At 69.2% G+C, this 21,906-nt stretch carries 19 protein-coding genes; 10 read left to right on the top strand and 9 right to left on the bottom strand.

Annotation, left to right across the window (positions count from 1 at the left end):
• Window positions 1–314: 314 nt before the first annotated feature.
• On the bottom strand, window positions 315–1,826 hold the full coding sequence (locus ABZS64_RS02280; RefSeq protein WP_355822199.1) for an oligopeptide:H+ symporter: 1,512 nt from the start codon (window positions 1,824–1,826) through the stop codon (window positions 315–317).
• A 465-nt stretch (window positions 1,827–2,291) separates the two neighbouring features.
• Here ABZS64_RS02280 and ABZS64_RS02275 point away from each other — a divergent pair, with 465 nt between their 5' ends.
• Window positions 2,292–2,969 carry a response regulator transcription factor gene (locus ABZS64_RS02275; protein WP_355822197.1) on the top strand — a complete coding sequence of 226 codons (678 nt, stop codon included), beginning with the start codon at window positions 2,292–2,294 and terminating at the stop codon, window positions 2,967–2,969.
• Window positions 2,970–3,236: 267 nt separating this feature from the next.
• On the top strand, window positions 3,237–4,502 hold the full coding sequence (locus ABZS64_RS02270) for an ATP-binding protein (protein ID WP_355822195.1): 1,266 nt from the start codon (window positions 3,237–3,239) through the stop codon (window positions 4,500–4,502).
• 61 nt (window positions 4,503–4,563) lie between these two features.
• On the opposite strand, the gene ABZS64_RS02265 is transcribed toward ABZS64_RS02270, so the two are convergent.
• Complete coding sequence (locus tag ABZS64_RS02265; protein ID WP_355822193.1) at window positions 4,564–5,073, bottom strand: GtrA family protein; 510 nt, start codon at window positions 5,071–5,073, stop codon at window positions 4,564–4,566.
• 117 nt (window positions 5,074–5,190) lie between these two features.
• On the opposite strand from ABZS64_RS02265, the gene ABZS64_RS02260 reads away from it, so the two are divergent.
• The 4 genes from ABZS64_RS02260 (at window position 5,191) to ABZS64_RS02245 (ending at window position 9,318) form a co-directional block, all read left to right on the top strand.
• The gene (locus ABZS64_RS02260) at window positions 5,191–6,384 is read left to right on the top strand and encodes a 5-(carboxyamino)imidazole ribonucleotide synthase (protein ID WP_355822755.1); all 1,194 of its coding nucleotides are present in this window, start codon (window positions 5,191–5,193) and stop codon (window positions 6,382–6,384) included.
• Entirely contained in the window at window positions 6,381–6,902 is a 522-nt protein-coding gene (purE, locus tag ABZS64_RS02255; protein WP_355822191.1) for a 5-(carboxyamino)imidazole ribonucleotide mutase, read from the top strand. Before ABZS64_RS02260 ends, purE begins: the two co-directional genes overlap by 4 nt.
• A gap of 6 nt (window positions 6,903–6,908) precedes the next feature.
• A complete protein-coding gene (locus ABZS64_RS02250; protein WP_355822189.1) occupies window positions 6,909–8,105 on the top strand; it encodes a dipeptidase in 1,197 nt (398 codons plus the stop codon).
• A gap of 133 nt (window positions 8,106–8,238) precedes the next feature.
• Window positions 8,239–9,318, top strand: coding sequence for a membrane dipeptidase (locus tag ABZS64_RS02245; protein WP_355822187.1), 1,080 nt, complete (start codon window positions 8,239–8,241; stop codon window positions 9,316–9,318).
• Between the two features lie 26 nt (window positions 9,319–9,344).
• Here ABZS64_RS02245 and ABZS64_RS02240 read toward each other — a convergent pair whose 3' ends face one another.
• A complete protein-coding gene (locus ABZS64_RS02240) occupies window positions 9,345–9,707 on the bottom strand; it encodes a VOC family protein (protein WP_355822185.1) in 363 nt (120 codons plus the stop codon).
• An 88-nt stretch (window positions 9,708–9,795) separates the two neighbouring features.
• Between ABZS64_RS02240 and ABZS64_RS02235 the strand changes: the two genes are divergently transcribed.
• Window positions 9,796–10,341, top strand: coding sequence for a CGNR zinc finger domain-containing protein (locus tag ABZS64_RS02235; protein ID WP_355822183.1), 546 nt, complete (start codon window positions 9,796–9,798; stop codon window positions 10,339–10,341).
• A gap of 39 nt (window positions 10,342–10,380) precedes the next feature.
• On the opposite strand, the gene ABZS64_RS02230 is transcribed toward ABZS64_RS02235, so the two are convergent.
• Window positions 10,381–11,724: a UDP-glucose/GDP-mannose dehydrogenase family protein gene (locus ABZS64_RS02230; RefSeq protein WP_355822181.1), complete on the bottom strand. Its 1,344-nt coding sequence runs from the start codon at window positions 11,722–11,724 to the stop codon at window positions 10,381–10,383.
• A 167-nt stretch (window positions 11,725–11,891) separates the two neighbouring features.
• Here ABZS64_RS02230 and ABZS64_RS02225 point away from each other — a divergent pair, with 167 nt between their 5' ends.
• Window positions 11,892–13,049, top strand: a complete 1,158-nt coding sequence (locus ABZS64_RS02225) for an acyl-CoA dehydrogenase (protein WP_355822180.1) — start codon at window positions 11,892–11,894, stop codon at window positions 13,047–13,049.
• A gap of 60 nt (window positions 13,050–13,109) precedes the next feature.
• On the opposite strand, the gene ABZS64_RS02220 is transcribed toward ABZS64_RS02225, so the two are convergent.
• Entirely contained in the window at window positions 13,110–13,418 is a 309-nt protein-coding gene (locus ABZS64_RS02220) for an antibiotic biosynthesis monooxygenase family protein (protein WP_355822178.1), read from the bottom strand.
• Window positions 13,419–13,510: 92 nt separating this feature from the next.
• Complete coding sequence (locus ABZS64_RS02215; RefSeq protein WP_355822176.1) at window positions 13,511–14,734, bottom strand: LCP family protein; 1,224 nt, start codon at window positions 14,732–14,734, stop codon at window positions 13,511–13,513.
• A gap of 107 nt (window positions 14,735–14,841) precedes the next feature.
• Between ABZS64_RS02215 and ABZS64_RS02210 the strand changes: the two genes are divergently transcribed.
• Complete coding sequence (locus ABZS64_RS02210; protein ID WP_355822174.1) at window positions 14,842–15,390, top strand: acyl-CoA thioesterase; 549 nt, start codon at window positions 14,842–14,844, stop codon at window positions 15,388–15,390.
• Between the two features lie 172 nt (window positions 15,391–15,562).
• On the opposite strand, the gene ABZS64_RS02205 is transcribed toward ABZS64_RS02210, so the two are convergent.
• Window positions 15,563–16,927, bottom strand: a complete 1,365-nt coding sequence (locus ABZS64_RS02205) for an LCP family protein (RefSeq protein ID WP_355822753.1) — start codon at window positions 16,925–16,927, stop codon at window positions 15,563–15,565.
• A 216-nt stretch (window positions 16,928–17,143) separates the two neighbouring features.
• Between ABZS64_RS02205 and ABZS64_RS02200 the strand changes: the two genes are divergently transcribed.
• A complete protein-coding gene (locus ABZS64_RS02200) occupies window positions 17,144–18,172 on the top strand; it encodes a glycosyltransferase family 2 protein (RefSeq protein ID WP_355822172.1) in 1,029 nt (342 codons plus the stop codon).
• Window positions 18,173–18,236: 64 nt separating this feature from the next.
• Here the strand turns inward: ABZS64_RS02200 and ABZS64_RS02195 are convergent, their stop codons facing one another.
• Window positions 18,237–19,982, bottom strand: a complete 1,746-nt coding sequence (locus ABZS64_RS02195; protein ID WP_355822170.1) for an LCP family protein — start codon at window positions 19,980–19,982, stop codon at window positions 18,237–18,239.
• A gap of 51 nt (window positions 19,983–20,033) precedes the next feature.
• A complete protein-coding gene (locus ABZS64_RS02190) occupies window positions 20,034–21,791 on the bottom strand; it encodes an LCP family protein (RefSeq protein WP_355822168.1) in 1,758 nt (585 codons plus the stop codon).
• Between the last annotated feature and the right edge of the window lie 115 nt (window positions 21,792–21,906).

Here is a 21,906-nt window from a genome sequence, read left to right as displayed (position 1 = left end):
ACTAGCACGACAGGACCGCCGATCTGCTGGTGAGCAACACTCCAGCAGCTCGGCGACTCCGCCGCAGCGCGAGCGAAGCTTCAGCCATCAGCGCAGTCTTGACGCCGTATCAACGTGCAGTGGTTTTAGTGAACACTCACGCCGTCGAAAGTGACATGCCCGATCCGGTCGACTCTCGTTATGGGCTACTCCGAGACTAAGTGACAAACCGTAGTTCCGTCGGGAGAAGCCGCGCTGCGTAGCGGCGACCTGGCACGGCAAAGGGCCGCCGCACCGAATCCGGTGCGGCGGCCCTTCGGCGCGTACGAGCTACGTCAGCGGACGTTGCCCATCAGCGACTCGACCTTCTTGCGGTACATGTAGATCGCGACACCGGCCGCGACGGCAAGCAGCGCCTGCATGGCGATGATCGAGGTTCCGTTCAGGTCGACACCCGCGAGCGAGAGCAGGCCCGTGGTGCAGTCACCGGCGGTGACGGCGAGGAACCAGACACCCATCATCTGGCTTGCGTACTTCTGCGGCGCCATCTTGGTGGTGACCGAGAGGCCGACCGGGGACAGGCACAGCTCGGCGATCGTCTGGATCATGTAGATCGAGACCAGCCACATCGGGCTGACCTTCGTGCCGTCACCGGCCATGCCCATCGGCACGATGAAGACGAAGAACGAGGCGCCGACGACGACCAGGCCCATCACGAACTTCACGATGGTGCTGGGCTCCTGGTTCTTACGGGCCAGCCACAGCCACACCCAGGCGAAGACCGGAGCCAGTGCCATGACGAACAGCGGGTTCAGCGACTGGTACCAGGTGGCCGAGAAGTCGAAGCCGAACAGGGTGCCCGCGGTCTTGCCGTCCGCGAACAGGGACAGGGTGGAGCCACCCTGGTCGTAGATCATCCAGAAGACGGCGGCGGCCACGAAGAACCAGATGTAGGCGCTCATCTTCGACTGCTCGCCGGCGCTGAGGTCCTTGTCACGCTTGATGCGGACCAGCACGGCGATCGGGATGATCAGACCGGCAAGAGTCAGCGGGACGAGGGCCCAGTTCAGCGTGTACGCGCCCATGCCGACCACGGCGCCGTAGAAAACGGCGAGGACGGCGACGACGGCGACGACCTTGGTCAGGACGGCCTTGCGCTCATCGGCGGACAGCGGGTTCGGGACGACGCTGCTCTTCTCGCTCAGGTGGCGCGTGCCGATCAGCAGCTGGGCCAGGCCCAGCGCCATGCCGACTGCGGCGAGCGCGAAGCCGAGGTGCCAGTTGTGCTCCTTGCCGACCGTGCCGATGACCAGCGGGGCGGCGAAGGCACCGAGGTTGATGCCCATGTAGAAGATCGTGAAGCCACCGTCACGGCGCGGGTCGTCCGGACCGTCGTAGAGGTGACCCACCATCGTGGAGATGTTGGCCTTCAGTAGACCGGAGCCGACCGCGACGAGGATCAGGCCGAGGAAGAACATCGCCTGGCCGGGGATGGCCAGCGAGAGGTGGCCGGCCATGATCACGAAACCGGCGATAGTGACGGTCTTGCGGGCGCCCCATACGCGGTCGCCGAACCAGCCGCCCGGCATGGCCATCAGGTAGACCATGGAGACGTAGACGGAGTAGATCGCCGTGGCCGTGGCCGCGGTCATCGCGAGGCCGCCGCCTTGGCTGCCGGTTGCCGCGTCGGCACCGCCGGAGACCAGGTAGTACACGAGAAGTGCGCGCATGCCGTAGTAGGAGAAGCGCTCCCACATCTCGGTCATGAAGAGTGTGGCCAGGCCGCGGGGGTGGCCGATGAAGGTCTTCTCGGAGACAACCGAGTCCTTCGTCAGGCTGGACGCCATGGGTCGATCCTTGCTTGCTCGGGACGCGGCGCTTCGTGAGCGGTACGCGCCCGGTGGGGGGCGGCCGGCACCGGCAAGGGAGATGTCCCACCCCACGCCTTGGGGCTCACTCCGCGGAAGGCGGAGACGGGGGACAGTCCGCACCGGGATCCACGCCCCGCGCGCTGTGTCGCGCTCGGGGCCCGGCCCACAGGTCATTCACTGTCTCGAGGCTGGTAGGCCAACCTCGCGCAGAAAAGAGACCCTTGACCGGTGTCGCAGGCCAAAGGTCCCGTGTCGTGCTACAGGCGTCTCGCCACCATACGACACGACACTGCGGCATATGGAAGGACTTGAGAGATGGATCACAGGCGTACCTGGAACCAGCTGCCCTGAATCGAAGGTCGTAGTCATGATCGCATCCTTAACCCGCAGGCCTTGCCGATCACGCAACGACGCGTACGCCACGCGGACTACCATCACCCCATGACCCGTGTACTGCTCGCCGAGGACGACGCTTCCATCTCGGAGCCGCTGGCCCGCGCCCTGCGCCGGGAGGGTTACGAGGTCGAGGTGCGGGAGGACGGCCCGACGGCGCTGGACGCCGGACTGGCGGGCGGTGTCGACCTCGTCGTGCTCGACCTGGGGCTGCCCGGCATGGACGGCCTGGAGGTGGCGAGACGGCTGCGCGCGGAGGGCCACACGGTGCCGGTCCTGGTGCTGACGGCCCGCGCGGACGAGGTGGACACCGTGGTCGGCCTGGACGCCGGCGCGGACGACTACGTCACCAAGCCGTTCCGCCTCGCCGAACTGCTCGCCCGCGTTCGGGCCCTGCTGCGCCGCGGCGCCACGGAACCCTCGCCGGCGCCGGCGACCCATGGCGTGCGGATCGACGTCGAGTCGCACCGCGCCTGGATGGGCGACGAGGAACTGCAGCTCACGGCGAAGGAGTTCGACCTGCTGCGGGTCCTGGTCCGGGACGCGGGCCGGGTGGTCACGCGCGACCAGCTGATGCGCGAGGTCTGGGACACGACGTGGTGGTCGTCCACGAAGACGCTGGACATGCACATCTCATGGCTGCGGAAGAAGCTGGGCGACGACGCGGCGAACCCGAGGTACATCGCGACGGTGCGGGGTGTGGGTTTCCGCTTCGAAAAGAGCTGAACCCCTGGAACAGCGGTAGGGCGAAACTCGCAGTCACACCGTTCCCGTGGGGAGAGGCCGTGCAGGGTCGTCCCCGCGTTTCCAGCGTTCGTGGGTGCCGTGGGCCAGGGGGCGCTGGTGGTTACTCTCCGGTGGTGGGCCTCGCGGGCGAACCCCGGCGGCCCGGCACCCCGGAACCCGCACCCCGAGGCGGGCCCGCACCCCGGTCCCTGAAGACCCGCAACGCACCCCGCACGACCTGAAGACCCGCACCCCGCCGGAGAGCACATGCGTCGACGACTCATCACCTCAACCCTCGCCGTCGTCCTCGTCGTCATCGCCGTGTTCGGTGTCTCCCTCGTCCTCGTCGAGACCCGCACCATCTCCTCCAGCGCCCAGGAAAGCGTCGACTCCGAGGCCCTGCGTCTCGTCAGCATCGTCGACAGCCGGCTCATCGGCGGTGAGCCCGTCAACCCCGACATCCTCTCCGAGCAGAGCGGCGCCAAGCGGTACGCCCTCATCGAGATCCCCGGCCGCGGCCCCATCCACATCGGCGAGCGCCCCGACGGCAGCGTCATCCGTGGAGTCGCGCACGGCGAGCGGGGCGAGACCGTCACCGTCGAGGAGTCCCGTTCCTCCGTGACCCGCGAGGTCGGGCGGACTCTGCTGATCATCGCCGGGGTCGCTCTGCTCGCCGTCGTCGCCGCCGTACTGCTCGCCGTACGCCAGGCGAACCGCCTCGGCTCCCCGCTCACCGATCTCGCCGAGACCGCCGAGCGCCTCGGGTCCGGCGATCCGCGCCCCCGCCACAAGCGCTACGGCGTCCCGGAGCTCGACCGGGTCGCTGACGTCCTCGACGCCAGTGCCGAGCGCATCGCGCGCATGCTCACCGCCGAGCGCCGGCTCGCCGCGGACGCCTCACATCAGCTCCGTACGCCCCTGACCGCACTCTCCATGCGGCTGGAGGAGATCACCCTCACCGACGACCCGGACACGGTGAAGGAGGAGGCGAGCATCGCGCTCGCCCAGGTGGAGCGGCTCACCGACGTCGTGGAGCGGCTGCTCACGAACTCGCGCGACCCCCGCACCGGTTCCGCCGTCGTCTTCGACCTCGACGAGGTCGTCAAGCAGCAGCTGGAGGAGTGGCGCCCGGCCTACCGCAGCGCCGGCCGCGCCATCGTCTGCTCGGGAAAGCAGGGCATGCGCGCCGTCGGTACCCCGGGCGCGGTCGCCCAGGTGCTCGCGGCGCTGATCGAGAACTCGCTCATGCACGGCGGCGGCACCGTCGCGCTACGGACCCGTGTCACCGGAAACCAGGCCGTGGTCGAGGTCACCGACGAGGGCCCGGGCGTGCCTGCCGACCTCGGTGCGCGGATCTTCGAGCGGACCATCAGCGGCCGTAATTCCACCGGCATCGGACTGGCCGTGGCCCGCGATCTGGCGGAGGCGGACGGCGGCAGGCTGGAACTGCTCCAGCAGCATCCGCCGGTCTTCGCGCTGTTCCTGAGCCGGGTGGCGCGCAGCCGCAAGGACGACCCGCCCACCGTCCGCTAGGACAGCGCAAGACGGCTCGGCGCACGACGGCTCAGCGCGCGACAGCTCCGCGCATGACAGCTCAGCGCGGGACGCGGTCCGGCTCCGGCCGCCGCTGCCCCAGGAACGATTCCGCGGTCTGCACGGCCTCGCGCGCGGGCAGCGCCCGGAAGACCCAGGTGCGGTAGGACCAGAAGCGGAACAGCGTCGCGATGCCGATGCCGAGGAACTTGAAGATGTTGCTCTGCAGCGGGCTGTCCCAGCCGAAGCCATACGTCGCCGCGTACAGAATGCCGTTCTCGATCACCAGGCCGACCACGCTGAACAACAGAAAGAGCGTGAGCTCCTTGGTTCGCCCGCTCTTGTCGCGGTCGCGGTAGGTGAAGTAGCGGAAGCCCACGTAGTTGAAGGCGATCGCCACGACGGTGGCCAGAATCGACGCCCGCACCACAGGGATCTCGGTGGTGTGGCGTACGAGATTGAAGACCGCGAGGTTGACGAGCAGCCCCGCGCCACCCACCGCTCCGAACTTGGCGACTTCGCGAGAGAGCTGGTCGAGCCGCCCGCGCAGCGCTCCGCCTCGTTCACTCATAGTGAGAGTTCAGCCCCATCGTTTCGGCAGCGTCAACCCAGCCATGCTAACCACCCACCCCCGTCCCCGCCTGTGGACGTACGTACCCGTGTGGCGAGGCTGTGACAAGGCCGACTCCTGGTGGCCGCCGCGGGCGCCGGGCCGCCCCGGGGCGGCGGATACCCTAGGAGGGTGACGTTCCCGGTAGTCGGCATGGTCGGCGGCGGCCAGCTCGCCCGTATGACCCACGAGGCGGGCATCCCCCTCGGCATCAGATTCAAGCTCCTCAGCGACACCCCGCAGGACTCGGCGGCCCAGGTGGTCAGCGATGTCGTCATCGGCGACTATCGCGACCTGGACACGCTGCGTGAGTTCGCGCGGGGCTGCGATGTGCTCACTTTCGATCATGAGCATGTCCCGATCGAGCACCTGCGGGCCCTGGAGGCGGACGGCATCCCCGTCCGCCCGGGTCCCGACGCCCTGGTGCATGCGCAGGACAAGGGCGTGATGCGCGCCAAGCTCGACGAGCTCGGCGCGCCCTGCCCGCGCCACCGCATCGTGACCGACCCCGCCGATGTGACGGCGTTCGCGGAGGAGGGCGACGGTTTCCCCGTCATCCTCAAGACCGTGCGCGGCGGCTACGACGGCAAGGGCGTCTGGTTCGTGCTTACGCAGGCGGACGCCGAGGCTCCCTTCAAGGCGGGCGTCCCCGTCCTCGCCGAGGAGAAGGTCGACTTCACCCGCGAGCTCGCGGCGAACATCGTCCGCTCCCCGCACGGGCAGGCCGTCGCCTACCCGGTCGTCGAGTCCCGGCAGGTCGACGGCGTCTGCGACACGGTGATCGCACCCGCTCCCGACCTGGACCCGGAACTGGCGGGCCAGGCCCAGGAGCTCGCCCTGCGGATCGCCAAGGACCTCGGCGTCGTCGGCCATCTCGCGGTCGAGCTGTTCGAGACGACCGACGGCCGCATCCTGGTCAACGAACTCGCGATGCGCCCGCACAACTCCGGCCACTGGACCCAGGACGGCGCGATCACCTCGCAGTTCGCCAACCACGTCCGCGCGGTGCTCGACCTGCCGCTCGGCGACCCGCGCCCGCGGGCCAGGTGGACCGTGATGGCCAACGTCCTCGGCGGCGACTACCCGGACATGTACCAGGCGTATCTGCACTGCATGGCCCGCGATCCCCAGCTCAAGATCCATATGTATGGCAAGGACGTCAAGCCCGGCCGCAAGGTGGGTCACGTCAACACCTACGGCGACGATCTGGACGACGCGCTGGAGCGCGCCCGTCACGCAGCCGGCTACCTCAGAGGAACGATCACCGAATGAGCCCTGTCGTTGGCATTGTCATGGGGTCCGACTCCGACTGGCCCGTCATGGAGGCCGCCGCGCAGGCCCTGGACGAGTTCGAGATCGAGTACGAGGTCGATGTCGTCTCCGCGCACCGGATGCCGCGCGAAATGATCACCTACGGAGAGCAGGCCGCGGACCGCGGCCTCAAGGCGATCATCGCGGGCGCCGGGGGAGCGGCCCACCTTCCGGGCATGCTCGCCTCCGTCACCCCGCTCCCGGTGATCGGCGTCCCCGTACCGCTGAAGTACCTCGACGGCATGGACTCGCTGCTGTCGATCGTGCAGATGCCCGCCGGTGTGCCCGTCGCCACGGTCTCGGTCGCTGGCGCCCGGAACGCCGGTCTGCTCGCGGCCCGGATCCTGGCCACGCACGACGACGAACTCCTCGCCCGTATGCGCGAGTTCCAGCAGGAGCTGAACGACCAGGCGACCGAGAAGGGCAAGCGGCTGCGTGCCAAAGTCGCAGGTGCGGAGTCCTTCGGCTTCGGGAAGTAACAGCTAATGGAATCCCCCACGGATCACCTCAGCCAGGCGCGCGAGCTGCTCGCGTCCCACCCCGTCGTCGACGGCCACAACGACCTGCCCTGGGCGTTGCGCGAGCACGTCCGCTACGACCTGAGCCGCATGGACATCGCCGGCGACCAGACCGGCACCCTGCACACCGACATCCCGCGGCTGCGCAGCGGCGGCGTCGGCGCGCAGTTCTGGTCCGTGTACGTACGCAGCCACATGGCCGGCGACGACGCGGTGAGCGCGACCCTGGAGCAGATCGACGGGGTGCGCCAGCTGATCGAACGCTATCCCGCGGACCTCGCGCCCGCGCTGAGCGCCGACGACATGGAGAAGGCCCGCGGCGAGGGCCGTATCGCATCCCTCATGGGCGCCGAGGGCGGCCACTCCATCAACAACTCGCTGGCCACGCTGCGGGCCCTGTACGCGCTGGGCGTGCGCTACATGACCCTGACCCACAACGACAACATCGCGTGGGCGGACTCGGCGACCGACGAGGTGGGCGTCGGCGGGCTCTCGCCCTTCGGCCACGAGGTCGTACGGGAGATGAACCGCACCGGCATGCTCGTCGACCTCTCGCACGTCGCCGCGTCGACGATGCGCGACGCGCTCGCCACCTCGGTCGCGCCGGTCGTCTTCTCGCACTCCTCGGCCCGGGCGATCTGCGACCACGTACGCAACATCCCCGACGACGTGCTGGAGCGGCTGCCCGCGAACGGCGGCGTCGCGATGGCCACGTTCGTGCCGAAGTTCATCCTGCCCGCGGCGGTCGAGTGGACCCGCGCGGCCGACGAGAACATGCAGGCGCACGGACTGCACCAGCTGGACATGACGCCGGAGGCGATGAAGGTCCACGAGGCCTTCGAGGCGGCGAACCCGCGGCCGGTGGCGACCGTGTCGACGGTCGCCGACCACCTGGACCACATGCGCGAGGTGGCGGGCATCGACCACATCGGCATCGGCGGCGACTTCGACGGGACGGCCTTCACTCCGGCCGGTCTCGAGGATGTCGCGGGCTATCCGAACCTGATCGCGGAGCTGTTCAGCCGCGGCTGGTCCGCGTCCGATCTCGCGAAGCTCACCTGGCAGAACGCGGTGCGTACGCTGCGCGCGGCGGAGGACGTCGCGCGCGGGCTCCAGGCCGAGCGCGGTCCGTCGAACGCGACGATCGAGCAGCTCGACGGCTGAGCGCAGCCGACGGGGGTACGGGGACCTGGCCTCGTACCGGCCTCGTACCCCCGAACGCACCACCTGCCGCGAACCCTCGCCGCTCCCGTGCCACGGTGGCTCTACGGCACCGCCGTCGAAGCTCGGAGCCCCCATGGCAGACCTTGAGGACGAACCCCAGGCCGCGACCGTAGCCGTCGGCAGCCTCGACGACGTGGCGCCGCCGCCCAGGCAGCCGCCGTCCGAGCCCGCCGACCCGGCCGCCGGGAGCCTGGAGCGCGCACGGGAACTCCTTGCCGCCCACCCCATAGCCGACGGCGGCAGCGGGCTCGCGCTGGCGCTGCGGGAAGCACCCTTGTACGACATCGAGGACGGCGAGCGGCTGCTGGAGACGGACATACCGCGGCTGCGGGACGGCGGCGTGGGCGCGCAGTTCTGGTCCCTGCATGTGCGCGGCGAGCTCACGGGGGACCGTGCCGTGACGGCGACGCTGGACCAGCTCGACCTGGTCCGCTCCCTGGTGGCCGACTTCGCGGAGGGCCTGCGCCTGGCGATGAGCGCCGGCGACATGGCTGATGCACGCAACTGCGGTCGCATAGCCGTCCTGCTCGGCCCCGTCGCGGGCCCGGCCCTGGGTGATTCGCTCGCCACACTGCGCGCGTACCACGCGCTGGGCGTCCGCAGCGTCACGATCTCGGGCACCCGCTGGACGCAGCGCACCGGACTGACCCCCTTCGGCCAGGAGGTCATCCGCGAGATGAACCGACTGGGCGTCCTCGTCGACCTCTCCGGCTGCACGCTGGAAACGATGCGCAGCACGCTCGTCGCGGCCAAGGCGCCGGTCGTCATCTCGCACCACCCGGAGCCGGTCCCGGACGACGTGCTGCGCCAGCTGCGCGCCAACCGCGGTGTGTGCATGGTGGCCTGTACGGGCGCCTCGATCCGCGAGACTGCGGACCGCCTGGACCACGTGCGCGAGACGGCGGGCCCGCAGTCGGTGGCCCTGACCGGCGCCTACGACACGGGCTCGCCGCACGCCCCCGGCCTGGCTGATGTGTCCTGCTTCCCGCGCCTGATCGCCGAACTCCTGGACCGCGACTGGCCGCAGCCCGATATCGAGACCCTGACGTGGACGAACGTATCCAGGATGCTCAGGGACGCGGAGTTCGTGTCCCGGGCGATGCAGGCACGCAGGCCCGCGTCGACGGCGAGGCCGACGCCGCTGGACGCGTGACCCGCGGGGTCCCGTGCGCGTGCCCCTCAGCAGGCGCAGAGGCAGAACGGGTGCCCGGCCGGGTCGGCGTACACCCGCCACGACCGCGACCGGTCATCTGCGTCCAGCGGCTTCGCGCCCAGCGCCAGTACGTCCTTCTCCGCCGCGTCCAGGTCGTCCACCGTCAGGTCCAGATGGACCTGCTGCGAGGCGTCCGGCGCGGGCCACCGCGGCGGTACGAAACCGGGCGAGGCCTGGAACGACAGTGGGGTGCCGGGCGCTCCAGTGAGGGATACCCAGCCGTCGCCGTCGTCCTGGATCTCACCGCCCAGCAGGTCCGCGTAGAAACGACCGAGCGCGACGGGGTCCGGACAGTCCAGCACGACGGTCCCAAGCGTGGCGACGGGCATGGCTCCTCCTCGATTGCGAGTTACCGTTAAAACGGCTTAGCCGGTAACGGTTACTTCATGCTCCCGCATAGGAGGTAACGTCGCAACCATGAATGAGCGGGAAACCGCACCAGGAGGCCTCGCGCTGGTCGAGTCCTTGGTGAACACGCTCGATGTCGAGACCGGCACCGACTCCCTCGACACAACGGAGGGCCGTGCTGCCTTCGGTCTGGCCGGGCAGGACGTGTCCGCCGCCCGCGAACTGCGCGAGGCCCTGCGCGCGGCCTGCCTCGCGCACGCCGGACACCGGCCACCGGGCCGTTCGCCCGCCGTGCTCGATGAGCTCCTGGCCGAGGCGCCGCTGTATGTCACCGTCGCGGAGGACGGGTCCGCCGCGCTCCGCCCGGCGGCCCCGGGAGCGCTCCTCTCCCGTATCGCAGAGGCGCTCGCCAGCGCGGCGGCGGACGGGACATGGGCGCGTCTGAAGGCGTGCGAGGCGGAGGACTGCCAGTGGGCGTACTACGACCGCAGCCCGGGCGGCCGGCGCCGCTGGTGCTCGATGTCGGTGTGCGGTGCGCGCGCGAAGATGCGCACGTACCGCGCGAGGGGCAGGACCCCTTCCGGGAGCTCAGCCCCGGACCCCGCGCCTCAATAGGGCGTACCGGGGTCCGGAGGGCGCAGCCCCCCGTAGGGCCTAGGCGCGCGGGCGGCCCATCGCCCGGTACGTCCAGCCCGCCTCGCGCCACTTCGAGCCGTCCAGCGCGTTACGGCCGTCCAGCACGATCCGGCTCGACACGGCCTCACCCAGCGCCGCCGGGTCCAGCTCGCGGAACTCGCGCCACTCCGTCAGATGCAGCACCACATCCGCGCCCCGGACCGTGTCCAGCGCGGTGTCCGCGTACCCGAGGGTCGGGAAGAGCCGTCGGGCGTTATCCATGCCCTTGGGGTCGTACACCGTGACCTGACCGCCCTGCAGATGGATCTGCCCGGCGACATTCAGCGCGGGCGAGTCCCGCACATCGTCCGAGTCGGGCTTGAACGTCGCCCCCAGCACGGCCACGCGCTTGCCCAGGAACGACCCGCCGCCCACGGCGTCCCGCGCCAGCTCCACCATGTGGCCGCGCCGCCGCATGTTGATCGAGTCGACCTCCCGCAGGAAGGTCAGCGCCTGGTCGGCGCCCAGCTCACCGGCGCGGGCCATGAACGCGCGGATGTCCTTCGGCAGACAGCCGCCGCCGAAGCCGATGCCCGCCCGCAGGAACTTGGAGCCGATGCGCTCGTCGTATCCGATGGCCTCTGCCAGCTTCACGACATCGCCGTCGGCGGCCTCGCACACCTCGGCCATCGCGTTGATGAAGGAGATCTTCGTCGCGAGGAACGAATTCGCGGACGTCTTCACCAGTTCGGCGGTCGGGAAGTCCGTCACCACGAACGGCGAGCCTTCGCCGACGGGCGTCTCGTACACCTCGCGCAGCAGCTTCTCCGCGCGCTCGCTCTCGACGCCCACCACGATCCGGTCGGGGCGCAGCGTGTCCTGGACGGCGAAGCCCTCGCGCAGGAACTCGGGGTTCCATGCCAGCTCGGCGTCCGCGCCCACCGGGGCCAGCTCGGCGAGCAGCCCGGCCAGCCGGGCCGCGCTGCCGACCGGCACGGTTGACTTGCCGACGACCAGGGCGGGCCGCTTCAGCTGCGGCGCGAGGGAGGCGAAGGCGCGGTCGACGTACGACATGTCACACGCGTACTCGCCGTGCTTCTGCGGGGTGTTCACGCAGACGAAGTGGACGTCGCCGAACTCTCCGATCTCCTCCCAGGAGGTCGTGAAGCGCAGCCGCCCGCTCGATCCCTCGATCCCGGCGACATGCCTGGCCAGCAGCTCCTCGAGCCCGGGCTCGTACATCGGGACCTTGCCGGCCGAGAGCATCTCGATCTTCTCGGGCACCACGTCGAGTCCGAGAACCTCGAAGCCGAGTTCAGCCATGGCCGCGGCGTGGGTGGCGCCAAGATATCCGGTGCCGATCACGGTGATCTTTAGGGCCATGCGGTGCTCCAAAACAGTGCGGGACTCGGATGCGTGCCCGAGCATATCCGGGGCGATTGCAGGTGGACGTTTCCCGCTGTCGCCAAGGTCACGTATGCCTCAGCACGGCTAGCCCTCTAAAATTAGGTTACTTAACGGTAGTTAGCGTTCCTGGGGAGTGAGAGACCGTGGCCGGATCGGCTGATTTCGACCTGTACCGCCCGTCCGAAGAGCACGACATGCTCCGTGACGCGATCCGCTCGCTCGCCGAGGCGAAGATCGCGCCGTTCGCCGCCGAGGTCGATGAGCAGGCCCGCTTCCCGCAGGAGGCGCTGGACGCCCTTGTCTCCGCCGATCTGCACGCGGTCCACGTCCCCGAGGAGTACGGCGGCGCGGGCGCCGACGCGCTGGCCACCGTGATCGTCATCGAAGAGGTCGCGCGCGTCTGTGCCTCCTCCTCCCTGATCCCGGCCGTGAACAAGCTCGGCTCGCTCCCGGTGATCCTCTCCGGCTCCGAGGACCTGAAGAAGAGGTACCTGGGCCCGCTCGCCAAGGGTGACGGGATGTTCTCGTACTGCCTCTCCGAGCCGGACGCGGGCTCGGACGCGGCCGGCATGAAGACCAAGGCCGTACGCGACGGTGACTTCTGGGTGCTCAACGGCGTGAAGCGCTGGATCACCAACGCCGGTGTCTCCGAGTACTACACGGTGATGGCCGTCACCGACCCCGAGAAGCGCTCCAAGGGCATCTCGGCCTTCGTCGTCGAGAAGTCGGACGAGGGCGTCTCCTTCGGCGCGCCGGAGAAGAAGCTCGGCATCAAGGGCTCCCCGACCCGCGAGGTCTACCTCGACAACGTCCGTATCCCCGCCGACCGCATGATCGGAGCGGAGGGCACCGGCTTCGCCACGGCGATGAAGACCCTGGACCACACCCGCATCACGATCGCGGCCCAGGCGCTCGGTATCGCCCAGGGCGCGCTGGACTACGCCAAGGGCTACGTCCAGGAGCGCAAGCAGTTCGGCAAGCCGATCGCGGACTTCCAGGGCGTGCAGTTCATGCTCGCGGACATGGCCATGAAGCTCGAGGCCGCCCGCCAGCTCACCTACTCCGCGGCCGCCAAGTCGGAGCGCGTCGACTCCGACCTGACTTTCTTCGGCGCGGCGGCGAAGTGCTTCGCATCCGACGTCGCGATGGAGGTCACGACGGACGCCGTCCAGCTGCTCGGCGGCTACGGCTACACGCGCGACTACCCGGTGGAGCGGATGATGCGCGACGCCAAGATCACGCAGATCTACGAGGGCACGAACCAGGTCCAGCGGATCGTGATGGCCCGCAACCTGCCGTAGTCCCAAGGCGGTTGAAACAGCAGAGGCACCCTTCGGGGTGCCTCTGCTGTTGCGTCGTCCTCAGATCACCACGACCAGCTCGTAGTTGCCGGCCTCCATGTCCGTGCACAGGGCCCGGCAGCCGCCGAAGTGCTCGGCGAACTCGGGCTTGTTCCGCCACGCTGTGAGGGAGTCGACGTCCTGCCACGCCGCAAAGGACACGTAGTGACCCGGGTCATTGAGATCATGGATGAGCCGGGCCGTCACGAAGCCCTCGTTCGCTTCCTTGGTCCAGGTCAGAAACCCGGTCCAGCGCTCGATGAACTCGTCGGCCTTCCCGTCGGCCACATGCCAGTTTCCTGAGGCCCAGTACCGGCTGTCCTCCGCCATGGCGCGCACCCCGTTCCTTGATCGCTTCACGAGGCAGCCTAGGGCTGCCTCGTGAAGTCCGCGATCGGAGCGGAGCGTCCGGGGAACGGGCGTCAGCGGTCCGAGGTGACCGTGACCTTCTGGTCGTTCTTCAGCTGGTCCACCAGCTGCTTCACCTTCGTCTTGTCCCAGACGAGGTTGCCGCTACGGCTGCCCGAGATCGGCATGTTCATCGACGTGCCGTCACCGCCCGTGACGCCCTTCATCGCGAAGAACATCTGGCCCAGCGACCACAGGGACATGTCCTTGTCGACGATCAGGGTGTCCAGGCCCGCCCCCATCGTCGGGTAGAGCTTGAACGGGTTGAGGATCGTGCCCGGCGTCGCCGTCTGGCTCGCCAGGGCCGCGAGGAACTTCTGCTGGTTCTTTGTACGGTCCAGGTCGCTCTGGGCGAAGGCGTACCGCGTCCGTACGAACGCCAGCGACTGCTCGCCGTCCAGCGTCTGCTTGCCCGCCTGGAAGTCCGCGCCCGAGTTCTTGTCCTTGAAGGCCTTGGGGATGTCGATCTCGACGCCGCCGATCGCGTCCACGATGTTCGCGAAGCCCGCGAAGCCGATCTCGACGTAGTGGTCGATGTGCAGGCCCGTGTTGAACTCGACCGTGCGGACGAGCAGCTCGGGGCCGTCCTCCGCGTACGCCGCGTTCAGCTTGGTGTGGCGGCCCTGAGCCGGGAAGAGCTTGCCGGACTGGGAGCCCTTGAAGGACGGGATCTCCACGTCCGAGTCACGAGGCAGCGAGATCAGCGTCGGACCGTTCGAGCCGTCGTGCAGGATCATCATCGAGTCGGTCCGCTTGCCCTCGGCCGAGCCCGTGTGGAGCTTCTTCTTCTCTTCGGCCGACATGCCCTCACGGCTGTCGGAGCCCACGATCAGATAGTTCGTGCCCTCGCCCCCGCCCGGGCGCTCGATGACCTTCGAGAGGTCGACCTCGCGCTTGAGCTTGGAGTCGGCCCAGAAGTAGGTGCCTATGGACACCGCGAGCAGCAGCACGACCAGCGTCAGCGAACCGATCTTGAGCCGGCGGCGCCAGTTCGGGGCGGTGTGCGGCGGCGGGTAGCCCTGCGGGGGTCCACCGTTGCCCCCGCCCTGGCCACCGCCCTGGCCTCCATAGACCTGGCCTGTGTTGTAGCCGCTGTCGTACGGGGCGTCGTAACCGTCGTCGTACCCCTGCGACTGCTGCTGCGGGACCGGTCGTCGCTGCACGTGGCGCATCGCGCGAGCGCCTTCGGGCTGAGAGCCCTGGCTGCCGCGTCCGTATCCTTCGGGCCAATCGTTCATGCCGACCAGTGTGCAGGGAGGCCCCCCGTGGCAAACAGGGCGGGTGGGGAATCGGACCAGGGCTGTTGCCAAGCTGATGCAATGTGGCCCGGCATATGGTGGAGGGCATGACAGATCAGGCCCAGCGCCCGGAGGCAGAGATTCCGGGCAAGCCCACCGCGGCGTCCCGAACCACCCTCAGCCACATCATGACCGGCAGTGACACCAATCTCCTCGGCACGGTGCACGGCGGCGTGATCATGAAGCTGGTGGACGACGCGGCGGGCGCGGTCGCGGGCCGCCACTCCGGCGGGCCCGCGGTCACCGCCTCCATGGACGAGATGGTCTTCCTGGAGCCGGTACGCGTCGGTGACCTGGTTCATGTGAAGGCACAGGTCAACTGGACCGGGCGGTCCTCGATGGAGGTCGGCGTCCGCGTGCTGGCCGAGCGCTGGAACGAGTCGACCCCCGCGACGCAGGTCGGCAGCGCGTATCTCGTCTTCGCCGCGGTCGACGGTGACGGCAAGCCGCGCCGCGTCCCGCAGGTGATCCCCGAGACCGAGCGGGACAACCGGCGCTACCAGGAGGCGCAGATCCGGCGTACGCACCGGCTGGCGCGGCGTCGCGCGATCAAGGAGCTGCGCGAGAAGCGCGCGGCGGAGGGCATGGAGGACTAGGGCCTTCCCTGAACTGGGGCAAGCCCCAGACCCTGCGCCGGCTTCGCGGCGCGTACTGGGGGCTCCGCCCCCGGGCTCCGTATGCGACCTTCGGCCGCATGTCCTCAAACGCCGGACGGACTGCAACAGCCCGCCGCCGGCGCAGCCGTCCGGGGCGGAGCCCCGCCCAGCGTCAGGGGCAGACCACCTCGTCGCCCGTCACCGCGTCGAATTCGCCCTGGTTCCGCTCCTCCGCCCGCACCGTCCGCACACCTTTGTAGTCCGTGCCCGCGGTCACCTTCAGCGTCGGGCCCTGGCCCATCACCGCCAGCAGTTCGCAGCCCGGCAGTGCCGCCGCAAGCGACTTCGCCGAGCGGTCCCAGCGCGGGTCGTACCTCACATAGGTGCGCCGCACCTCCGCGCCGGCCCGGTTCAGCGGCGTACGCGTCGTGTTGAAGCCCGTGGCCCGCAGCGCGTCGTCGAGCCGCCGCCCCAGGCCGTCCGCGCGCGTCCCGTTGTAGACCTGCACCCGGATCTGCTGCGGCGACACATCGACGGTCGTCGCCTTCGGCCTCGCCGGCCGGTGCGGCGCCAGCGGCTTGTCCTCGCGGACCATCTGGAAGAGCCTGCTCGCCTTCGCCTCGTCCCACTTCACCGTGGAGCCGATGCCGTTGACCGGATAGCTGACACTGCCCACCGGTACGGACGTGAACTCCGACGAGGCCGCCGTGAACCCCCGCATCGCCTTGCCCAGCGCGAGCATCTCATCCGTCCCGAAGCCCTCGTCGGCCCGTACGGAGCCGAGCATCGTCGCGCTGACCTGGCGGAACTTCACCGGGTTCAGCAGCACCCCGCCGCTGGTCGCCTGGTTGATGAGCGCCGCGAGAAAGCGCTGCTGGCGCTGCATCCGGCCCAGGTCGGCCGCCCCGTCGACATGACGCGAGCGCACGTACTGCAGTGCCTGCCCGCCGTCCAGCTTGTGCGTGCCCACGCCGAGATCCAGTCCGGTGTACGTGTCCTTCATCGGCCGGGCCGTGCAGATGTCCACCCCGCCCAGCGCGTCCACCGTCTTCATGAAGCTGGTGAAGTCGACCTCCAGATAGTGGTCGATCTTCACCTTGGTCATGTGCTCGACGGTCCGCACGGTCAGGCTCGGCCCGCCCTCCGCGTACGCGGCGTTGAGCTTCACGGGGTGCGCGTTGTGGTGCTTGCCGGCCGTCTGGTCGATGTGCGCGGGGATCTCCGCGTAACTGTCGCGCGGCAGGCTCACCACACTCGCCCGCCCCCGCTCCGGCGAGATGTGCACCAGCATGATCGTGTCGGTGCAGTGGCACGGCGCGCCACCCAGCCGGTACTTCTGCCTCTCCTCCCGCGTGATCTTGTCGCGGCCGTCGGTGCCGACGAGAAGGAGGTTCATGCCGTGGCCCGCCTCGGGCCGGTTCTTCATGTCCTTGAAGGGATCCACCCTGGCGATGCCGGTGTCCAGACTGGTCACCACCGCATGCCCGATGCCGCCCGCCCCGAGCACCAGGAGCGAGAGCGATGTCGCCACCCGCAACCCCCAGCGCGGCCGCTGGACCGGGACCGGCCGTCTGGTCCTGAACTGGGCGTTCGGTCGGGGACTGCGGGAACGTGGCGGCGTGGGCACGGGGGGACACCTCCGCGAGCGGCAGGGGGGAATCCCGCACACCGTAGGCCCATACGATCTGCGACCACCGGCAGCGACCCGGCCGCCGCGCGTCCGTGTCCCCCATTCGCGGTAACGTGTCGACCGATGAACGCCACGCCCGCCGCCACGCCCCCTGTCTCCGTGATCATGCCGGTCCTCAATGAGGAGCGGCATCTGCGCGACTCGGTCCGTCACATCCTTGAGCAGGAGTACGACGGCGAGATGGAGGTGGTGATCGCGCTCGGGCCGTCCACGGACCGTACCGACGAGATCGCCGCCGAGCTCGTACGGGAAGACCCCAGGGTCCACACCGTCCCGAATCCCACCGGCCGCACCCCGGCCGCGCTGAACGCCGCCATCAAGGCATCGCGCCACCCGATCGTGGTACGCGTCGACGGCCACGGCATGCTCTCGGCGAACTACATCGCCACCGCCGTCCGCCTCCTGGAGGAGACCGGCGCGCAGAATGTCGGCGGCATCATGCACGCCGAGGGCGAGAACGACTGGGAGCACGCCGTCGCCGCCGCGATGACGTCGAAGGTCGGCGTCGGCAACGCCGCCTTCCACACCGGCGGCCAGGCAGGCCCGGCCGAGACCGTGTATCTGGGTGTCTTCCGCCGCGAGGCGCTGGAGCAGCAGGGCGGCTACAACGAGGAGTTCATCCGCGCCCAGGACTGGGAGCTGAACTTCCGTATCCGTGAGGCGGGCGGCCTGATCTGGTTCTCGCCCGAGCTCAAGGTCCAGTACCGCCCGCGGCCCTCCGTCAAGGCGCTCGCCAAGCAGTACAAGGACTACGGCCGCTGGCGGCATGTCGTCGCCCGCTACCACGAGGGCTCCATCAATCTGCGCTACCTCGCGCCGCCGACCGCCCTCTGCGCGATCGCCGCGGGCATCGTGGTCGGCGCGGCCCTCACGCCTCTCGGCTTTGTCGTCCCTGCGGGCTATCTGGCGGCGATCGCCGCCGGGTCGGTCCCCGCGGGCAAGGGCCTGCCGCTCAAGGCGCGCCTGCAGATCCCCGTCGCGCTGGCCACCATGCACATGTCGTGGGGGTACGGCTTCCTGACCAGCCCGCGCACCCTGGCGAAGAAGGTCATCGCCAGCCGCCGCCCGGCGGTGCGTACGACGGCCGTCTGACACACGACGAAGGGCCCCGGGTACGCATGGCGTGCCCGGGGCCCTTCTCGTACGACCGGACGACCTACCAGGTGAAGCCGTCCTGGATCTTCATGCATTCCTTGTCGTCGCCGCCGTTGAGGGCCCGGGCCGACGCCGGCGTCCTGTTGTCGTCCTTCGGCGCCGTCTTCGGGTAGGTGTCGCCCTGCCGCCAGTCCGCGCCCACGATCAGCGTGATGCCGGTGACATCCGTCGACTTCTTCACCGAAGTCAGCGGAATCCCGAGGGACTTGGCGACCGCCTGGGCGTCGCCCTCGAGCTCGGCGTTGGAGAACCGGATGACCGTGCTCGCCTGGGGATTGGTCGTGGCGTCGGCCTGTGCCCGGGTGAAGCCCTTGCCGGACAGCACCCCGGCAACCGCCGTCGCCCGGCCCTTCTCGGCGAGTTGGCCGTCGCCCCCGGTGCCGTTCTGCACCATCACCGCGATCTCACCGGGTGCCGCCGCCGGGTCCTTGGACACGGCCGGGGTGGTGGCCGGCTTCTTCTTCTGCGGCGCCTTGCCGTCCAGCGGAATGTCCTCGCGGACCATCCGGAACAGCTGCTCCGCGTCGCCGGGCTTGGGCTCGACCTTGCCGCTGAAGCCCTGCCGCTGGGTGTAGAAGTTCGGCATCGTGGTCATGGTGATCCGGTCGGTCGGGACGCTCTTCAGCTCCTCGCCCATGTCGTAGAGCTCCTTGACGGAGCCGATGCCCTTGTCGACGGTGAGCGCGTCGATGGCGGCCTCGGCGAGCGATCGCAGCTTGGCCGGGTCGGTGAGCTTGGCGTTCTTGCGCAGCTCCCGGACCATCGAGTTCATGTACATGTGCTGGGCGTGCGTACGGCCGAGGTCGGTGCCGTCCTCGAAGCCGTACCGCGTCCGCAGCCACTGCAGGGCCTGTTCGCCCTTGACCGGGTGGGTGCCTGCCTCCATCTTGAGGCCGGAGCCCTGGCCCTTCCGGTTGCGCGAAGAGACGTTCTTCTCGACGCAGACCGGGACGCCGCCGATGGCGTCGGCCATGGAGACCACACCGGCGAAGTCGATCATCATGAAGTGGTCGATGGTGATGCCGGTGAGCTCGTACCAGGTCGCCACGGTGCAGCCGGGCCCGCCGCGGCCGAGCGACTCGTTGGTCAGCGTCCAGCCGGTCGCCGCGAACGTCTTTTTGGTGTCCGGGTCCGTGCACTTCGGGATCTTGACCACGGTGTCGCGCGGCATGCTGATCACTGAGATGTTGCTGCGGTCCGCCGAGACGTGCAGCAGCATCTGCACATCCGCGAGCGGTGTCCCGCCGAAGGTGTCCTTGGCGCCCCCGAGCTCCTGGTTCTTCTTGGAGTCCCGTGCGTCCGAGCCGATCAGCAGGATGTTCATCGGCGTCTGGCCCGCCGCGTTCGCCTGGTGCTCGCGCATCTTGTCGCCGAGCGTCAGGTCGTCCTTCTTGAGCTTGCTGTTGAGGTGCTCGTAATAGAGGTATCCGGCGCCGGCCGTGCCGAGTATCAGCAGCGACAGCACGGACGCGACCCAGCGCAGTATGCGGCGCTTGCCGCGTTTCCCGCGCCGCGCGCCGCCGCGCCGGTGACCGGACCCCGGATGGTCGCCGGCGCCCTCCGCACCCGCGGTGCCATCGGTCTCGGGGTCCCGCTCCTCGGGACGGGCCTGGCGGCCGATCCGGGCGCGGCGGCCCTTGACGGACCCCTCGCCCCCCTCCCCGTACAGGCTGTCGTCCCAGCCCAGGTCACGGGCGTGCGGGACGCGGTCCCGCGTCCCCTCCCCGCGCACGCTGTTCTGTCCCACCCCGGGTCCCCCCTGTCGTTCAGGCGCTCCGTATGACCCGGTGTTCCGGGGTCACTTGGCGCACACCTGTTTGTCCGCTTCGACCTTCTGCACACCCTCCGGCGCTTTCGCCGGACCGGTGATGGGCACCCCTGCGCCCTGGAAATCGGCGCCGAGGGTCAGGGTCATGGCCTCGAGTCCCACGGCGTTCTTCGTGCCAGGCTTGAGCGCCGTGGCGGGCAGACCCATCAGGTCCGCGAGCTTGCGGGCCTGGTCGGCCTGGTTCGGCGCGTACACCAGCGTCGTCTTGGCGAGCTTCTGCGGGGCGTTGCCCTCATTGCTCGACTTCAGTACGCCTTCCTCGTTCTGCAGCCAGGTCAGGGTCGCCAGCGCCGCGCCTCGTGTGGCGCTGCCGTTGAAGACCGCGACCCGCACCTTGGAGGCTTCCGCCCTCGTGCCCTTGAGCAGACTCGCCTGCTGGTTCTTGGCGTCCTGCTCCTTCTGCTTCACCTCGGTGAGCGAGGTGTCGTTCTGGATCATCGAGAACAGGGGCTTGGCCTTGCTCTCGTTGAGCAGCACGGTCGCGCCGTCGGTGTTGTCGACCACCGGGACCGTCGCGAACGTGATGTTCTTCGGGTTGACCTTCTTGAGCTCCATACCGAGATCGCGCAGCCGGGAGATCTTGCCTATCCCGGTGTCGACGGTGAGCGCCTTGGTGGCGGCCTCGGCCAGGTCCCACATCTTGGTGGGACTGGAGAGGGTGTCGCTCGACTTCATCTTCCGGATCAGCGAGCTCAGGAACTGCTGCTGGATCTCGATCCGGCTGAGGTCGCCGCCGAAGCCCACCGAGTGACGCGTGCGTACGAACGCCAGCGCCTGCTCACCCTCCACGACGTGTTTGCCCGCCGTGAGGTTGAGCTTGGAGTCCTTGTCCTTGATGTCCTTGGCGAGGCAGACCTCGACACCGCCGACCGCCGTGGTCATCGTCTTGACCGCGTTGAAGTCGGCCATCATGAAGTGGTCGACGGTCACGCCGGTGAGCGCCTTGACCGTACGCATGGTGCAGCCCGGGTCGCGGCCTTCCTGGCCGAGGCTCTCGTTGAACCGCGTCCTGGTCGTACCGCCTATGACCTTGGTGCCCTCGGCGGTCTTTGTCTCGCAGTCCGGGATGTCGGTGATCAGGTCACGCGGGATGGACAGCGCGGTCGCGTTCGACCGGTCCTTGGAGACATGGAAGAGGATCGTGGTGTCGGCGTGCCCGACGCTGTTCTTGTCGCCGTAACCGGCATTGCCCGAGCCGGACCGCTTGTCCGTGCCGATGACCAGGATGTTGACGGCCTGGTCCTTCTTGAAGCCGCCACTGCCTGCGCCCGCGACGTCGACCGTGTTCAGGTTCGAGTCGAAGTGCTTGTAGACGAGATACGTGCCGACGGACCCGGCGACCACGACGAAGGCCATCACGCCGCCCGTCCACAGAAGCGCCTTCTTCTTGCGCGACTGGGGCTGCTTGCGCTTGCGCCGGCCCGCGGTGGGGGGATTCGTCCCGCCGGAGGCATGGCCCGCACGGCGCGAGCGCTGACCCGGCACCTCCGTGCCCGGGGTCGCGGTCCTGCGGCCGCCCTCGGGACTCCTCGGCGCAGGGGTCCGCGGACCGGCGCTCCTGCCCTCGGAGCTTCTGGATCCGCGACTGCTCGAACCGGCGCTTCTCGACGGGGACGACTGCTGTGCGGATTGGTCCAGTCGCAATTCGTAATTGCCGGTCTGCGGGTTGAGTACCCACTGGTCGGCGGGGTCGATCTCGTCCGCCCGCCCACGGCTTTGCGCATCCACGGTTGCTTGAGTCCTCCGTCGGTGCCTCGCGAGGCGCCTCCCCCGAAGGGCGCTCGGTCTTTCGATCCAGCAGTGCGCGACCCGAGGTCGGAAGCACCGGATCGCGTCACACTAT

Origin of the sequence: Streptomyces sp. NPDC005408 (genome assembly GCF_040606445.1) — a bacterium.
Taxonomy (GTDB): Bacteria; Actinomycetota; Actinomycetes; order Streptomycetales; family Streptomycetaceae; genus Streptomyces.
This window is presented reverse-complemented; position numbering and strand designations above follow the sequence as displayed.

What these genes read in the sequence shown, in the direction of transcription:
- ABZS64_RS02215 (WP_355822176.1), bottom strand. Translation starts at nt 14,734, where the DNA reads ATGAACGATTGGCCCGAAGGATACGGACGCGGCAGCCAGGGCTCTCAG.
- ABZS64_RS02270 (WP_355822195.1), top strand. Translation starts at nt 3,237, where the DNA reads ATGCGTCGACGACTCATCACCTCAACCCTCGCCGTCGTCCTCGTCGTC.
- ABZS64_RS02280 (WP_355822199.1), bottom strand. Translation starts at nt 1,826, where the DNA reads ATGGCGTCCAGCCTGACGAAGGACTCGGTTGTCTCCGAGAAGACCTTC.
- ABZS64_RS02235 (WP_355822183.1), top strand. Translation starts at nt 9,796, where the DNA reads ATGAATGAGCGGGAAACCGCACCAGGAGGCCTCGCGCTGGTCGAGTCC.
- ABZS64_RS02210 (WP_355822174.1), top strand. Translation starts at nt 14,842, where the DNA reads ATGACAGATCAGGCCCAGCGCCCGGAGGCAGAGATTCCGGGCAAGCCC.
- ABZS64_RS02220 (WP_355822178.1), bottom strand. Translation starts at nt 13,418, where the DNA reads ATGGCGGAGGACAGCCGGTACTGGGCCTCAGGAAACTGGCATGTGGCC.
- ABZS64_RS02265 (WP_355822193.1), bottom strand. Translation starts at nt 5,073, where the DNA reads ATGAGTGAACGAGGCGGAGCGCTGCGCGGGCGGCTCGACCAGCTCTCT.
- ABZS64_RS02230 (WP_355822181.1), bottom strand. Translation starts at nt 11,724, where the DNA reads ATGGCCCTAAAGATCACCGTGATCGGCACCGGATATCTTGGCGCCACC.
- ABZS64_RS02200 (WP_355822172.1), top strand. Translation starts at nt 17,144, where the DNA reads ATGAACGCCACGCCCGCCGCCACGCCCCCTGTCTCCGTGATCATGCCG.
- ABZS64_RS02275 (WP_355822197.1), top strand. Translation starts at nt 2,292, where the DNA reads ATGACCCGTGTACTGCTCGCCGAGGACGACGCTTCCATCTCGGAGCCG.
- ABZS64_RS02245 (WP_355822187.1), top strand. Translation starts at nt 8,239, where the DNA reads ATGGCAGACCTTGAGGACGAACCCCAGGCCGCGACCGTAGCCGTCGGC.
- ABZS64_RS02250 (WP_355822189.1), top strand. Translation starts at nt 6,909, where the DNA reads ATGGAATCCCCCACGGATCACCTCAGCCAGGCGCGCGAGCTGCTCGCG.
- purE (WP_355822191.1), top strand. Translation starts at nt 6,381, where the DNA reads ATGAGCCCTGTCGTTGGCATTGTCATGGGGTCCGACTCCGACTGGCCC.
- ABZS64_RS02240 (WP_355822185.1), bottom strand. Translation starts at nt 9,707, where the DNA reads ATGCCCGTCGCCACGCTTGGGACCGTCGTGCTGGACTGTCCGGACCCC.